At 40.1% G+C, this 15,350-nt stretch carries 13 protein-coding genes; 10 read left to right on the top strand and 3 right to left on the bottom strand.

Annotation, left to right across the window (positions count from 1 at the left end; all coding sequences use genetic code 11):
• Positions 1-128: helix-turn-helix domain-containing protein (locus tag BMZ06_RS19425; RefSeq protein WP_175477903.1), on the bottom strand; the 128-nt coding region annotated here is incomplete at its 3' end.
• A gap of 238 nt (positions 129-366) precedes the next feature.
• On the opposite strand from BMZ06_RS19425, the gene BMZ06_RS19420 reads away from it, so the two are divergent.
• The 8 genes from BMZ06_RS19420 to BMZ06_RS19385 all read left to right on the top strand — a co-directional run bounded on the left by BMZ06_RS19420 (position 367) and on the right by BMZ06_RS19385 (position 10,585).
• The gene (locus BMZ06_RS19420) at positions 367-1,359 is read left to right on the top strand and encodes a LacI family DNA-binding transcriptional regulator (RefSeq protein WP_089754744.1); all 993 of its coding nucleotides are present in this window, start codon (positions 367-369) and stop codon (positions 1,357-1,359) included.
• A gap of 232 nt (positions 1,360-1,591) precedes the next feature.
• Positions 1,592-2,878 (top strand): ABC transporter substrate-binding protein, encoded by a 1,287-nt coding sequence (locus BMZ06_RS19415; protein ID WP_089754743.1) that lies wholly within the window; start codon positions 1,592-1,594, stop codon positions 2,876-2,878.
• Between the two features lie 273 nt (positions 2,879-3,151).
• A complete protein-coding gene (locus BMZ06_RS19410) occupies positions 3,152-3,469 on the top strand; it encodes a metal-sensing transcriptional repressor (RefSeq protein ID WP_089754746.1) in 318 nt (105 codons plus the stop codon).
• A 13-nt stretch (positions 3,470-3,482) separates the two neighbouring features.
• Positions 3,483-5,888 carry a heavy metal translocating P-type ATPase gene (locus BMZ06_RS19405; protein WP_089754741.1) on the top strand — a complete coding sequence of 802 codons (2,406 nt, stop codon included), beginning with the start codon at positions 3,483-3,485 and terminating at the stop codon, positions 5,886-5,888.
• A gap of 151 nt (positions 5,889-6,039) precedes the next feature.
• Positions 6,040-6,366 (top strand): four-helix bundle copper-binding protein, encoded by a 327-nt coding sequence (locus BMZ06_RS19400; RefSeq protein WP_089754739.1) that lies wholly within the window; start codon positions 6,040-6,042, stop codon positions 6,364-6,366.
• Positions 6,367-6,516: 150 nt separating this feature from the next.
• Positions 6,517-8,556 (top strand): heavy metal translocating P-type ATPase, encoded by a 2,040-nt coding sequence (locus BMZ06_RS19395; RefSeq protein ID WP_089754737.1) that lies wholly within the window; start codon positions 6,517-6,519, stop codon positions 8,554-8,556.
• 412 nt (positions 8,557-8,968) lie between these two features.
• Positions 8,969-9,463: an NUDIX hydrolase gene (locus BMZ06_RS19390; RefSeq protein ID WP_089754735.1), complete on the top strand. Its 495-nt coding sequence runs from the start codon at positions 8,969-8,971 to the stop codon at positions 9,461-9,463.
• 510 nt (positions 9,464-9,973) lie between these two features.
• On the top strand, positions 9,974-10,585 hold the full coding sequence (locus BMZ06_RS19385) for a metallophosphoesterase family protein (protein WP_089754733.1): 612 nt from the start codon (positions 9,974-9,976) through the stop codon (positions 10,583-10,585).
• A 39-nt stretch (positions 10,586-10,624) separates the two neighbouring features.
• Here the strand turns inward: BMZ06_RS19385 and guaC are convergent, their stop codons facing one another.
• Positions 10,625-11,608 carry a GMP reductase gene (gene guaC, locus BMZ06_RS19380; protein ID WP_089754731.1) on the bottom strand — a complete coding sequence of 328 codons (984 nt, stop codon included), beginning with the start codon at positions 11,606-11,608 and terminating at the stop codon, positions 10,625-10,627.
• A 327-nt stretch (positions 11,609-11,935) separates the two neighbouring features.
• On the opposite strand from guaC, the gene BMZ06_RS19375 reads away from it, so the two are divergent.
• Together BMZ06_RS19375 and BMZ06_RS19370 are read left to right on the top strand one after the other, a co-directional pair.
• On the top strand, positions 11,936-13,150 hold the full coding sequence (locus BMZ06_RS19375; RefSeq protein WP_089754729.1) for an EAL domain-containing protein: 1,215 nt from the start codon (positions 11,936-11,938) through the stop codon (positions 13,148-13,150).
• Positions 13,151-13,318: 168 nt separating this feature from the next.
• Entirely contained in the window at positions 13,319-14,422 is a 1,104-nt protein-coding gene (locus BMZ06_RS19370; RefSeq protein ID WP_089754727.1) for an NADH:flavin oxidoreductase, read from the top strand.
• Positions 14,423-14,479: 57 nt separating this feature from the next.
• Here the strand turns inward: BMZ06_RS19370 and BMZ06_RS19365 are convergent, their stop codons facing one another.
• Entirely contained in the window at positions 14,480-14,719 is a 240-nt protein-coding gene (locus tag BMZ06_RS19365; protein WP_089754724.1) for a DUF362 domain-containing protein, read from the bottom strand.
• Positions 14,720-15,350: the final 631 nt, after the last annotated feature.

Raw genomic sequence — 15,350 nt, 5'->3', positions numbered from 1 at the left:
CTGCTCCATTCGGAGAGGAAATGATTGAAGACAAAACGAGCGCAACCGATGGTCTTAACGATGAGCGATTCTTGGGTTTTATTTGGATAGATACGAAAGTTATACGCTTTATGCCTCAACCTTTCCACCTCCTAATCAGGAACGTATGTTCTTGTTTTAGAATATCACGGAAGGGAGAATATTCAAAGGCATTCGCCTTACGGCAACGGCATTCATCTCCCCCTTACCACCGGTCTTCGACACGGCGCTTGAAGAGGGAGTCTTCTGCTGATGAATGAAAAAATTAAATTGAATTTTAACCATTAGAAAGGGTAAAATGAGTATGAAACTGATTTCATAAAAGGATTAACAGAGGGGAGGATTGGAATGCCAACGATTTCAGATGTAGCAAGAATTACAGGGCTTTCAAAATCAACGGTTTCACGTGTGATTAATAATCATCCTTATATATCGAGTCAAAAACGAGAAAAAGTATTAAAGGCCATGGAAGAAATCGGATACTATCCAAATCCCTCCGCCAGAAGATTAAGAGGACACACATCGAATACCATAGGTGTAATTGTCCCCCGGATTGTGAACCCTTTTTTCTCTTATTTAGTAAACTCTATCGAGCAGGAAGCTTTTAAAAACAATTATCAAGTTATTATATTCCAAAGCAATGATCTTAAAGATAAGGAGTTGTATTTTCTTAACTTGTTAAAAAACAGGCAGGTAGACGGGATTATAATGACGTCAATTGAAAATGATTGGGAGACAATAGAACCTTACATGCAATATGGCCCCGTTCTCCTTTGTAATGAATACGTAAATCAGTCTTCTGTATCTAAAGTGAGATTGGATCAGAAGAAGGGCGCGTATATGGGTACGGAGCATCTAATTAACAAAGGACATCAAAAAATTGCCTATTGTACTGGGGGATTATTTGCTGGATACGGGCGTGACTTTGATCGAAATACAGGCTACCAAAAAGCTATGGATAAACACCAATTAACCCCTAATCCCAACTGGATTTTTATTCAGAGACATTCCATTGAAGATGGAAAAAAAGTTGTGAAGGAAATATTATCTATGAACGATAAACCTACAGCAATTTTCTCGGGCAGTGATGAAGTAGCGGCAGGAATTATTATCGAAGCAAAAGAAAATGGTTTAAAGATTCCTGATGATTTAGCCGTGATCGGTTTTGATGATCAGCCCCTGGCCGAAATCGTAGACCCCAAACTAACGACTATTAAACAGCCCATTGATGAAATGGGAATCAAATCTGTAGAACTGTTGATTCAGATGATGAATAGTAAAGACAGTATGGTTGAAGAGGTTCAATTGCCAATTCAATTAATAGAAAGAGAATCTACGTAATTTTAAGAATATTTTTTAAATTACTGTTGAAAACGATTTCACAGTACCGTATAATACAATTTAATTCTTGGTTAGTTTTTTTCAGGAATTAATATTTGGGTTTATATGAAACCGATATCATATTTCTGAGTTCATTATCACTTGTTAAAAAGGTTGAGAAATAAAGTACGAAGAGGAAAAAGTTTTTTGAGTTTATATGAAACCGATATCATATCAGGGAAGGGTGAAAAGAATGAAAACATTTAAATTATTAGCTCCGATTGTGTTGACAGGTTCGTTGCTTGCGGGGTGTTCATTTTCATCAGGTGGAAGCTCGGATAATTCAGAAGATAAAATGACCATTGAAATTTTCCAAGGAAAAGTAGAATTTAATGATCAGTTTGAAGACTTGGCTGAACAATACGAAGAAGATAATCCAAAGATTGATATTAAGATTAACAGTGTAGGCGGAGGATCTGATTATGCCAGTGCGCTTAAAACACAATTTGCTTCTGGGGAGGAACCGGAAATATTCAGTATTGCTGGACCGACCGAAGCGGCTAATTATGAACAGTATTTGGCGGATTTATCAAATACAAAAGCAAGGGAACTCGCTCTTAAGGGATCATTGGAACCTGTCACTAAAAATGGGGAAGTACATGGTCTTCCTTTTAATCAGGAAGGCTACGGTTTCATCTATAATAAGAAAGTATTTGAAGAAGCAGGCATAGATGCAAAATCGATTAAATCCTATGAAGATCTAGAGAAAGCTGTTAAAACACTTGATAGCCAAAAAGATCAACTAGGCATAAAAGAAGTTTTCGCCTTTCCTGGAAAGGAAAAATGGGTGCCGGGCAACCACTTATCAAATGTTTATTTAGCGCCTGAGTTCAATCAATCTGTTTTAGAAGCCTATGAAGCAGAATCTGTAGAGTTTACAAAAGGAAAAGAATTTCAAAGAATGATCGACTTACAGGTGGATTACTCGATTCAACCAACACTGAATCTAGATTATTCCCAACAAGTAGAGAAATACTTTGCGCTTGAAGAGGTAGCCATGATACAGCAGGGGAACTGGATTTATCCTTCTGTTCATCAACTTGCACCAGAATTCGCCGAAAATAATATGGGGATTATTCCTATTCCGGTGGAAGGACAAGAAGGTAAACTGCCTGTAGGAATTCCTAACTACTGGGCCGTAAACAAAAACAGTAACAATGAAATCATTCAGGCATCTAAAGATTTTATTGACTGGATGTACACTTCAGAAGCAGGCAAAGAAGCTGTACTGCAAGACTTTAAATTTATTCCTGCTTATAAAGAATTTGATACCTCAAAAATCGCCGACCCAATTTCTCAAGAAATCTATCAGTATGCATCGGAAGAGAAAACGACAGGCTGGGTATTTCTTGGATATCCGGGAACATGGGGAGATTATCTCGGGGGAAATGTTCAAAAATATTTAAGTGACAAAATGACCTGGGATGAACTTGAATCCGACTCTAAGAAAGAATGGGAAAAAATGGACCAACAACAATAAAATAAGCTGATTGACCATTCAGTTATTACTGGATGGTCTTTTTTTCATGGAATTAAGGAAAAAGTTGAAAAATAAACCTTCAATATTTGTCGAAACTTATCCTAACGACTATTATTGGGGTAGGGAAATCAGCAATTCCTTTCATAAATATAATGAAGTTAATTGAATTTGGTAATTGTGAAAAATAAAAGAAATCATCCTCTTATATTTGGAGTTAATTTGTTGACTGCAAATACCTATAAGGGGTATATTGATAAAGAAGGAGCGAGAAAAATGGAAGACAATACCTTACCAGAAAATAGTGGGAAAAAGCCAGTTACACCTAGAACAAATGAAGAAAAACAAGCTGTGATTAATCGTTTAAAACGAATTGAAGGTCAAGTTCGCGGTGTACAAAAGATGGTGGAAGAAGACCGGTACTGTGTGGATACCCTTATTCAAATATCAGCTATTAACAAAGCTTTGAACCGAGTTGGCTACTCATTAATGGAGCGTCATACGCATCATTGTGTAGCGAGTGCGATTAAAAAAGGGGAAGGCGAAGAAGCCATTGATGAATTGATGAAGGTTGTCCAGCAGTTCTCCAAATAAGGAGGATGAATGCATGAGTGAACAAAAAGAAATGAACTTGGGAATTACGGGTATGACATGTTCCGCTTGTTCTGCCCGTATTGAGAAAGTCCTCAATAAAATGGATGGAGTGGAAGCAAGTGTTAATTTAACGATGGAAAATGCGACCATCACTTATAACAACGAACAAGCGCAGCCTCAAGATATAAAAGAAAGAATTGAAAAGTTAGGATATGGTGTACAGACAGATAAAGTAGAACTTGACATCCACGGAATGACGTGCGCTGCCTGTTCCACTCGTATCCAAAAAGGGTTAAGTCGTATGAACGGAATTGAAGAAGCTTCGGTGAACTTAACAACGGAAGCCGGCGTGATTGAATATCAGCCAGGTTTAGTTTCAACAGATCAAATTATAGAAAAAATCAAAGATCTAGGCTACGACGCCATAATTAAAAAAGACCGTGAAGAGCAGAAAGATTATAAAGAGGAAGAGCTTAAAAGGAAAAAACGCCAGCTATTCCTGTCTATCATTCTTTCTTTACCTCTTCTTTATACGATGATCGGTCACTTGCCATGGAATTTAGGCATTCCTGTTCCAGAGCTAATGATGAATCCATGGTTTCAATTTGTTCTAGCTACACCGGTTCAATTTTATATCGGAGCCCCTTTCTATATCGGGGCTTACCGGGCCTTGAAGAATAAAAGTGCCAATATGGATGTGCTGGTAGCTTTGGGTACTTCTGCTGCTTATTTTTATAGTGTGGCAGAAGGGATCAGATGGCAGTTGAATCCGGATGTTATGCCGGAATTGTATTTTGAAACCAGTGCCGTTCTGATTACACTGATCCTGGTTGGTAAATTATTTGAATCTCTCGCTAAAGGAAGGACTACTCAGGCGTTGACTAAACTCTTGAACCTGCAAGCCAAGGAAGCTACTGTGCTGCGAAATGGAACGGAAGAGAAAGTTCCAGTGGATCAAGTGGAAGTAGGAGATGTACTCCTAGTTAAACCAGGTGAGAAAATACCGGTAGATGGTACAATTATGAAAGGTACAACGTCTGTAGATGAATCGATGATTACTGGTGAATCATTGCCTGTTGAGAAGTATGAAAATGCAACAGTTATTGGCTCCACCATTAATAAAAATGGAACGATCCAAATGAAGGCTGAAAAAGTAGGTAAAGACACAGCCCTCGCAGGGATTGTGAAAATAGTGGAGGAAGCACAAGGTTCTAAAGCCCCTATCCAACGGACAGCAGATGTTATTTCGGGCATTTTTGTCCCTATTGTCGTTGGTATTGCGGTGCTTACATTTGTGGTTTGGTACGCGTTCATTTCTCCTGGTGAGCTCCCCCCTGCACTTGAAGCAGCCATTGCTGTTCTGGTCATTGCATGTCCATGTGCGCTCGGTCTTGCTACACCTACATCCATCATGGTGGGTACAGGTAAAGGAGCCGAGCAGGGAATTCTCTTTAAAGGGGGAGAATACTTGGAAGGTACTCAAGGACTGACAACTATTCTGCTTGATAAAACAGGTACGGTTACTAAAGGGAAACCGGAAGTCACGAACTTTGATACTGTCGAGCCTCATCAAACAGATGTTCTTAGTTATCTGGCAGCTGCTGAAAAAGCTTCTGAACATCCCCTTGCCGAAGCTATTGTTAATTATGGGGAAGAGAATGGCGTGAAGCCGCAGGAAGCGGAGGAATTTGAAGCCATCCCCGGGTATGGAATCAAAGCTAGAGTAGGTGGAAAACAGGTCTACGTCGGTACAAGAAAATTAATGAATCGCGAAACAATTGATTACACCGAGCTTGAGGATATACTAACTAAACATGAGAGTGAAGGAAAAACAGCGATGCTTATTGCCATAGAAGGGGAGCTTGCTGGTTATGTGGCTGTGGCAGATACAATTAAAGAAACATCGAAACAGGCTATACAGGAATTAAAAGAGTTAGGACTAAGCATTTACATGGTAACAGGCGATAATGAACGAACAGCTCAAGCGATAGCTTCCCAAGTGGAAATTGACGGAGTCTATGCTGAAGTTCTTCCTGAAGAAAAAGCCGAGAAGGTTAAAGAACTTCAGAAAAAAGGAGAAAAAGTGGCCATGGTTGGAGATGGAATCAATGATGCTCCTTCTCTTGCTACAGCAGACATTGGTATTGCGATTGGCACAGGTTCAGATGTAGCCATTGAAACTGCTGATCTCACTTTAATTGGCGGCGATCTTGAGAACTTGAGTAAAGCGATCAAGCTCAGTCGGAAAACCATGGCTAATATTAAACAAAACATGTTCTGGGCTCTTGCTTATAACTCTGCCGGCATTCCAGTTGCTGCTATTGGCTTACTCGCCCCATGGGTAGCAGGAGCGGCTATGGCTTTCAGTTCAGTCAGCGTGGTAAGCAATGCTCTTCGGTTAAAAAGAGTAAAAATATAATAATGGAAAGTATTCGAAAACTCGCCTGCGGGCGGGTTTTTTTATGTGTTTTTTTACAAAAATGGATTTTTTATGGAAATGAGGTTTAACTGAATACGGGTATAGGGTAATGAAATTTATGTAATTAACTTTAAAGGAGGATGTTTATTTTATGTCTCATGAACAGTACCAGTCCGTAATTGAAGCGTTGCACGAATGTATGGAAGCATGCAACCACTGCTATGATGCTTGTCTAAAAGAAGACAATGTAGCTCATATGGTGGATTGCATCCGTCTTGATCGCGAATGTGCAGATATGTGCGGGTTCCTTGAGCAGGCGTTAGTAAGAAATACTCCTTTTGCTAAAGAGCTCGCAAGTGTATGTGCTCAAATGTGTGAAGCTTGCGGTAACGAATGCAAAAAACATGATCACGACCATTGCCAGAAGTGTGCAGAAGCGTGCTTCAAGTGTGCTGATGCATGTAAAAGCATAGCTTAATTAAATAGTACACGCTAAAGGTCACAAGTTCTTTAAAAAAGAGCTTGTGACTTATTTATTGTGCAGTCATAATAATTATTTTATGTTTATTAATACCCCTACGCGGTAAAAGTATGAATGTGTATTATTTTTTGTGAGGAGGAATAAGCGATGGATCATCAACATAATCACTCGGATGCTCAAAGTGAAGAACAGCATCATCATGAACACGACGAACATGGAAACCACGACGGACATGGAGGTCACGATCATGGCAGTATGATTGAGGATTTTAAACGCAGGTTTTATATTTCCTTATTAGTAACTATACCTATTCTTATTTTGTCACCCATGATCCAGGACTTTATTGGCTTAGAATTTTCCTTTCCTTATGACCAATATGTATTATTTGGATTAGCTACGTTCGTCTTCTTTTATGGTGGCTGGCCTTTTCTTACGGGCTCCATTGACGAACTTAAAAATAAAAACCCGGGGATGATGACTCTAATAGGTTTGGCTATTGTCGTTGCGTACGGGTACAGCTCACTCGTTATCTTTGGTTGGTCAGGTCGGAACTTCTTCTGGGAACTGGCCACTTTGATCGATATTATGCTGCTGGGCCATTGGATTGAAATGAAATCCGTAATGGGCGCATCAAATGCGCTTCAAGAGTTAGTGAAACTTATGCCTAACGAAGCTCATCGACTTAACGCTGACGGTGAAACGGAAGATGTGCCGCTTAGTGAACTTGGGGCTCGCGACCTGGTACTTGTGAAACCGGGAGAGAAAATACCAGTAGACGGTATTATTACTGATGGAAAATCAGCGATAGATGAATCAATGTTGACCGGCGAATCCGTACCGGTAGAAAAAGGTAAGGACCATGAAGTTATTGGGGGCTCCATAAATAAGGAAGGCAGCTTAACCATTCAAGTCCAAAAAACCGGTGAGGACACTTATTTATCCCAGGTTATTACACTAGTTCAAGAAGCTCAAAATTCTAAGTCAAGAGCACAGGACTTCGCGAACCGAGCTGCTAAATGGTTGTTTTATTTAGCACTGGCATCTGGGATCACAACGTTTATTATATGGATGGCTCTTGGTTTTCCTTTTGATACAGCTGTCGAGCGAATGGTCACCGTAATGGTTATTACCTGTCCTCATGCTCTGGGACTTGCTGCTCCTCTAGTTGTAGCGGTTTCAACCTCCTTGTCAGCCAAACAAGGACTGCTGATTAGAAATCGTACTCAATTTGAAAATGCAAGAAATATTGATGCCGTTATTTTTGATAAAACAGGAACACTCACAAAAGGGGAATTCGGTGTTACAGATATTGTTCCTCAGGAAAGTTATGACACGAATGAATTGCTTTACTGGGCGGCAAGTGTTGAACAAAATTCAGAGCACCCTCTAGCGCAGGGAATTTTAGATAAAGCTCAAGAGGAAAAAGTGTCGTTAAGTAAAGTGGAAGAGTTTCAGTCCATGACTGGAAAAGGTCTTCAAGGAAAAGTTGAAAACAGACTTGTGAAAGTGGTTAGTCCAGGCTACGTGCAGGACGAAGGGTATTCTTACGATACGAATACATTTAATGAGTTATCGGAAGAAGGAAAGACAGTGGTCTTTGTATTAATTGATCAAAACTATGCAGGAATGATTGCTCTGGCTGATATGGTACGTGAGTCTGCGAAAGAAACCGTAGCTGAATTAAAGAAAAACAACATTCGCTCTGTCATGCTTACTGGCGATAATCAAAAAGTAGCAGACTGGGTAGCTAAGCAAATTGGTATAGACGAAGTATATGCGGAAGTAATGCCAGATCATAAATCCGATCAAGTGAAGAAAATTCAGGGTGAAGGGCGAAAAGTTGCCATGACAGGAGATGGAATAAATGATGCTCCGGCTCTGGCTACCGCCGATGTAGGAATTGCTATTGGAAGCGGTACAGATGTTGCGGTGGAAACAGCTGATATTGTGCTTGTGAAAAGTAATCCAAAAGATATTCTTTCCATTCTAAAATTATCGAAAAACACTTATAAGAAAATGGTGCAGAATCTATGGTGGGCTGCTGGCTATAATATTTTCGCCATTCCACTTGCGGCTGGTGTTCTGGCTCCAATTGGTATTGTTTTAAGTCCTGCGGTTGGAGCTATCTTAATGAGCCTCAGTACCGTGGTAGTAGCAATCAATGCAAAGTTATTAAAAGCCGCTTAGATGATCTTGTCATTAAAATTGGTAAATAACAAGGTTAAAGCTTTTAATGCTATCTCCTTTTAACATTCAAGCACAAAAAATATAGCAGGACCCCAGGGGCGTACAGAATTATTTCCTTGATACTGAACGCCTTCTGGGGCATTTTATAATGCAGAAGAATAAGGTGTGTCCCTGTCTGGTACATCTGTGTTAAACCTTATTTCGTACAGGTCTTTCCTTCTACAGATGTACTTGAACACTTATGTTTATTAAATTTCGAAGTTTTTCTACCTCTACCACGGTCTTCGTGTAAATATTTAATAGGATTAACATGAAAAGATGCCAAAATTAGTCAGACTTTTCAAACAACTATAATCTATAATTATAGTAAATAGATAATCAGAATAGTTAAACTTAAAGAGGAGGAGGTCTATTGACTACGATTCATGTTAATTGGGGAGCATCGAGAGTGAATTTAACCTGGAGATATGCTAAACAGCTGCCTGCCAGAAATTTGATCACAAGTGTCCACGGTCTTTGTTTTAAAGGGGATCGGTTGCTTTTAGTAAATCTCAATTACAGAGGGTGGGACTTCCCAGGGGGACATTTGGAGCCTGAGGAAACCCCTCTGGAGTGTTTTAAGCGTGAAGTAATGGAAGAGGGATACGTCGCCGGGGAATGTAAACACTTAGGTCATATCGTGGTTGATCATTGTAATACACCAAAATGGAATGATTACAGTCTTTATCCCAAAGTGGGTTATCAGGTTTTTTACCGGATGGAAATCGAAAATCTTTACGTATTCAGAGGAGAGTATGAATCCGTTGAAAGAATGTTTGTAGATCCCGGGGAAGTACATCATTACTATTACGACTGGAATGAAATCTGCCAAGAAATTCTGGATTATGCTTCTTATGTTAAAAATTAACTGATTAACAGAATATACCGTTATTCTTAAGTGCTGACTTTCCAGAAAGCACCCGATACTGTAAGACACAGTTTCAAGATAAAGGGGGGGGCTCAGTACAGAAGAAGTTCGACTAAGAATGACACGTGGTGTGGCAACGTCGAACACCCCTGCATCGTGCAGGGGCGGAAGGAAAGAGAATTGTCCCTCACAGGACCTTCACCAAAAACTAAAATCTCGAAACTGAGTCTTAAATTATCAGGCCATAAGGTTCAATAACAATCTCAAGAGAAATCAATACTATCGGACCTGAACCTCACAATACAAGGTTATCCATAGAAAACAGGCTTTTTCAGTGGAGGAAAGGCCTGTTTTCTAATAGATTCTATTACAAATAGGTTACAATTGGTATAGAAGGGTTTGATGAGCTTCAAAAAAAGAAATAGATAAATAGTATTTACCTGTACCTATTTTTCCAGATTACGAAATTGTTACTGCAATTTAGCGGCAGGTTAAAGGAGGAATTGATCCATGCGTTATCTTGTAGTTTCTGATATACATGGAGATATTGAAAAGTTTGAGGAGGTCTTACAAGAGGCTTCTTACAATCCTCAGGAAGATCAATTGATCCTGCTTGGGGATTATGTAGATAGGGGTCCTTGCTCTAGAGATGTAGTTGCTAAGGTCATTGATCTTGTTGAGAATGATGGAGCCATCGCTATTAAAGGAAACCACGACGATTTATTTATACGTTCTAAATATGAAAAGGAAGCCAAGAAACTTTGGGATTTGAACGGAGCTTCCACAACCTTTAAGTCTTATAATGGAAACATGGATGAACTTAGGGAACATCAGGAATGGATGGAGAATAATCTGAGGCTCTATTATGAAACTGAAGAATATATTTTTGTGCATGCCGGATTAATGCCTCATATTCCACTCCAGGAACAGGAAGAACAAACGATGCTTTGGACTCGTCAGACAGCACGGGTAGGTCTTGGTAAAACCATTGTTCACGGACACACTCCCGTCAGACACATTGCTTACTATGAAGATCAGGTAGATATAGACACCGGAGCCGTGTACGGAGGTAAGCTATCACTGTTAGAACTTCCGTCCCATGAAGTGTACACTGCCACATAAAGAAAGGAATGAGCCTGAATCAGCTCATTCCTTTTTCATTTAATAGGCACGATCTCCATTAAATATAGAGTTTTTAACAATCACATAATCCACTGTTCTTAATGCTTCCAGCTTGTTTCCACCTGCATAGGAAATGGAGGATTGAAGGTCTTGTTCCATTTCCTCCAGGGTATCACCCAGGCTGCCTTTATGTTCTACATACATTTTCTTGCCTTCTACATTTTTCTTTTCGCCTTTTTGGTATTCAGACGCAGACCCAAAGTATTCCTTAAAGCGTTTGCCGTCTTTCTCAAATGTTTCTCCTGGAGATTCTTCATGTCCGGCAAATAGTGAACCAATCATGACCATAGTAGCACCGAAACGAATGGATTTTGCTATATCACCATGGGTTCTTATTCCTCCATCCGCTATAATTGGTTTACTGGCCGCCTTGGCACACCAGCGCAGTGCAGCTAGCTGCCACCCACCTGTACCAAATCCGGTTTTAATTTTAGTAATACATACCTTACCTGGACCGATTCCAACTTTAGTAGCGTCTGCGCCTGCATGTTCAAGTTCTCTAACCGCTTCCGGTGTTCCGACGTTTCCAGCGATTACGAAGCTTTCAGGTAAATGGTGCTTAATATGCTGGATCATTTCTATAACGGCATTTGAATGACCGTGAGCAATATCAATGGTTATATAATCTGGTATCAATTTCTCAGATGCCAGCTGCTCGATAAATTGGTACTCCTCAGTTTTTACCCCGACACTAATGGAAGTGAATAGATCTCGTGCCATCATATCTTTGATAAACGTGTATCTGGCCTCAGGATCAAAACGATGCATAATATAAAAATACCCATTTTTAGCTAGGTATAAAGCAATTTTCTCATCAATAATCGTTTGCATATTCGCGGGTACTACAGGTAACTTAAACTGTCTGCCTCCCAGTATAACGGTTGGATTACACTCTGACCGGCTGTTTACTACGCATTTAGCAGGGACAAGTTGAATATCTTCATAATCAAATACATTTTCCATAATTTTCACTCCTGAAAACGAATGTTTGAAAATACAATTAAATAATTGTTCGTCTATTAGTTAATTTACAGTATATATTTTACTCTGTCAAAGAGTTGGGTGAGTTTTATATTGTTTTATTCTGTTGAAAAAAAGATAGATTCCTATAATAATATGGGGAAGAGTTACCATTAGATCAGTGCTAAGCAGGAATTTATTACATACAAGTAGAAGTAACAGGAGAAGTGGATAAATAATGACAGGATTAATGAGGGTTTTACAATGAATAGAGAGACAGCACATATGGATACAGCTGGAAATAGAGAACGGCATGCAGGAGGGGGAACTATGGATCCATTGGATATTGTAGGGAATCTGGATCAAATTAAGCCTGTTTATCACCCTGTAGTAAGTGCGATAAGACATGATGTGGTCGGCTATGAAGTACTGGGAAGATATTATAATGGACATGAATGGATAAGTTTAGGATTCTTTTTCCATGATGACGATGTGCCTGAGGAATTTAAAGTAGAGGTTGACCAGCATTTGTTGAAATTAGCCCTTTCACAGATGATTGAATCTAATCAGGACGGGTTACTATTCATCAATCGAAATGCGAAACAACTAATGGTGAATAATGGAGAGGATTTATTAGACACGCTGCTCAAGTTCCAAAACCAGGGGTTTTCTATGGAGCGAGTCGTGCTTGAAGTGACTGAACATGATTTTGATGAGGAATTTGAAGTGTTAAGCAATTTGCTGCTTTATTACAAAACGTATGGCATCCAAATTGCAGTTGATAATGTAGGTGCGAGAAGCTCGAATATTGACCGCATTCGTCAGCTGGAACCTCATATTCTAAAGATCAATACTGCCATAATCAGGCAGCACAACTCCGATGGATTTCAGGATATAATGTACTCTTTATCCATGCTTGGAAGACGTATCGGAGCTGCTTTGCTTTTTGAAAACATTGAAGATGAATCTCAGCTTTACTTCGCATGGAAACATGGAGGGAGGTATTATCAAGGCCACTATTTGGCGAGGCCAGAATTTTCACTTATTGATACAAAATCCCTTTCTTTAAATGTGAGTACTAAAATAGCCCATTATATTAAACGTGAAAAATCGCTCGTGGACCAGAGGCTGAAGTATATCCTGTTATGGGAAAAGAAAATTAAAGAATTACTTCCTAAATGGGAAGGTCAGAAGAAAGTAGATGCATTTATCCAAACGGCAACCTCTGAATTTAATGAGGAAAGCTTTCGCATGTTCGTGTGCAACAGTGATGGTCAGCAAGTTTCCTCAAACTTTAATAAGCACGAAAACACCTGGGAGATCGATCCGGATAAGCGAGGTTCCAACTGGGCATTCCGGCCTTATTTCTTAGAAAACGTTATGCAAATGCAAACATGGAACAAAGGCATTCTCTCAGAGATTTATTCGGATATTGAAACGAAGGACATGATTCGAACATTCAGTTTTCCTCTATCAGCTGAGCATTTTCTATTTATTGATATTCGTTATTCCTATCTGTATGATCACGAATGTTTACTAATTTAAAACGGATGCCGTCAGAGCACAAATAGTAGAGATGCTGAACCTATAGGGGTTCAGCATCTTTTGTTTTATTAATTTCAAGTACACTTTGGTTATAAACAAATTGCTTTCTTTCGCTTCATGTATTTGCCATAATACTCTTTGCAAGAACGAAAGAGGAGGATTTGAAAAATGACTAATACTAATCAATCAACTGAACCATTATTCCAAACATTTAATAGCGATAACCTTGTATTAGAAAACCGTACGGTCATGGCACCAATGACCCGAGGATATTCACCAGACAACATTCCAGATCAGAACGTAGCTGATTACTATCGCCGTCGTGCTGAAAATGGAGTGGGGCTGATTGTCACAGAAGGAACCGGCATTAATCATCCAGCTTCGGTTTCAGGAGCCAGTATTCCTGTTTTTCACGGGGAAAAAGCACTGGAAGGCTGGAGCAACGTTGTAAAACAGGTTCATGAGGCAGGCGGAAAAATTGTACCCCAGCTATGGCATGTAGGTATGACAAGAAGTAAAGGAGATCTGCCAAATGAGGAAGCTCTGCCGGTAGGGCCATCTGGTTTGACCCTTGATGGTGAACCAGTAACGGAACCTCTCACAGAGCAGGAAATCAGTGAATTAGTGGAAGCTTATGCTCAAGGCGCAGCGGATGCTAAGCGTCTAGGGTTTGATGGAATAGAGATTCACGGGGCTCATGGCTATCTAATTGACCAATTCTTCTGGGCGAATACGAATCGCCGCACCGATCGTTATGGCGGTGACCTTGTAGGCCGTACTCAGTTTGCTGTAGAAGTGGTAAAAGCATGTCGTCGTGAAGTCGGTCCCGACTTTCCGATTATTTTTCGTTTTTCTCAATGGAAAATGAATGATTTCAAAGCTAAACTTGCTGAAACACCGGATGAATTAGAACGTTTTCTACAGCCTCTCGTGGAAGCGGGTGTTGATATCTTCCACTGTTCTACCCGCCGGTTCTGGGAAGCAGAATTTGAAGGCTCTGATTTAAACTTAGCAGGTTGGACGAAGAAATTAACCGGCAAGCCTGTTATTTCAGTGGGATCCGTTGGGCTGGACGGAGAGTTCACGAATTTTTCTGGTGCCAATACAACCAGTCTCGATGGTCTTGTGGAAAAACTTGATCAGGAAGAATTCGACCTCGTAGCCATTGGCCGTTCTTTATTAATGGACCCTGAATGGGTAAGGAAAGTGCGCGAAGGTCAGGAGAATGGTTTACTGCCTTTTGATAAAGAAGCACTCCAAAAATTATATTAAAACTTAAGATATTTCTATTAGAAGCGCCAAATCTACACTGAGATTTGGCGCTTTTTTCTATATATTACCGAAAAATTTTTCTGCTTTATCTAAATAAGGCTCTTCGTCAGGTGTCATTTCATATTCTTCGACAATAGCGTCTACAGGGCAGGCTGCCACACATGCTCCGCAGTCGATACAAACATCTGGATTAATATAAAATTGATCCGGACCTTCTGAAATACAATCTACAGGACAAACGGTAACACATTCACCTGCTTTTTCTGATTCACAGGGACTGGTTATTACAAAAGCCATAATAGCCCTCCTTTCATTTTAATTTTAGATCTGTTAAAAGTTTTCATTTTACATTAAAACTCCCATTACTTGAAGACTTGATTTCGAGATAATTGGGCCCGTTACATTAGATGGATAAGGGTTGGTAGGGAAATAACTCGTCTTGTTCCATCACCCAGACACTCGAGACATAAGCCGCTCATCAACGGATTGAAAAACCGCAATTCTTTTGATGGTCGGCTTATGCTGATAGTGTCTTTCGGGGTGATGCCACATTTGAACACTTTCCTATGGCCCTACACGACGTAGGGTCGATCGACGTTGCCACAGGACGTGGCGATCTTAGTCGATCCTCCTTTTACCATGAGCTTCCTCGCTCGTTTTCACTCCCTGCGGGATCTCACCTAGTCCCTTCTCCCGCTCTTATACGTTCATAAGTTATAAGCGTAAATCAGGACATAAACGACGATGAGTGCTATCCAGCTCCAGCACCTAGCGGCTAGTGAGACTTCCCTCACTTCTGTACGATAAGTCAACATCGAATCGCTCCGCTCTTCGTGTTTCCTTTATCTCCGCCAGCTCAGTCCAGTCCATACGCCGCTTACCAAGGTGCTTCCGCTTTTAACCAGGGTGTCTCGCCATTTCCCCACCA

The sequence above is a fragment of the Halobacillus alkaliphilus genome, from assembly GCF_900113125.1.
GTDB classification, from domain to species: domain Bacteria; phylum Bacillota; class Bacilli; order Bacillales; family Halobacillaceae; genus Halobacillus; species Halobacillus alkaliphilus.
This window is presented reverse-complemented; position numbering and strand designations above follow the sequence as displayed.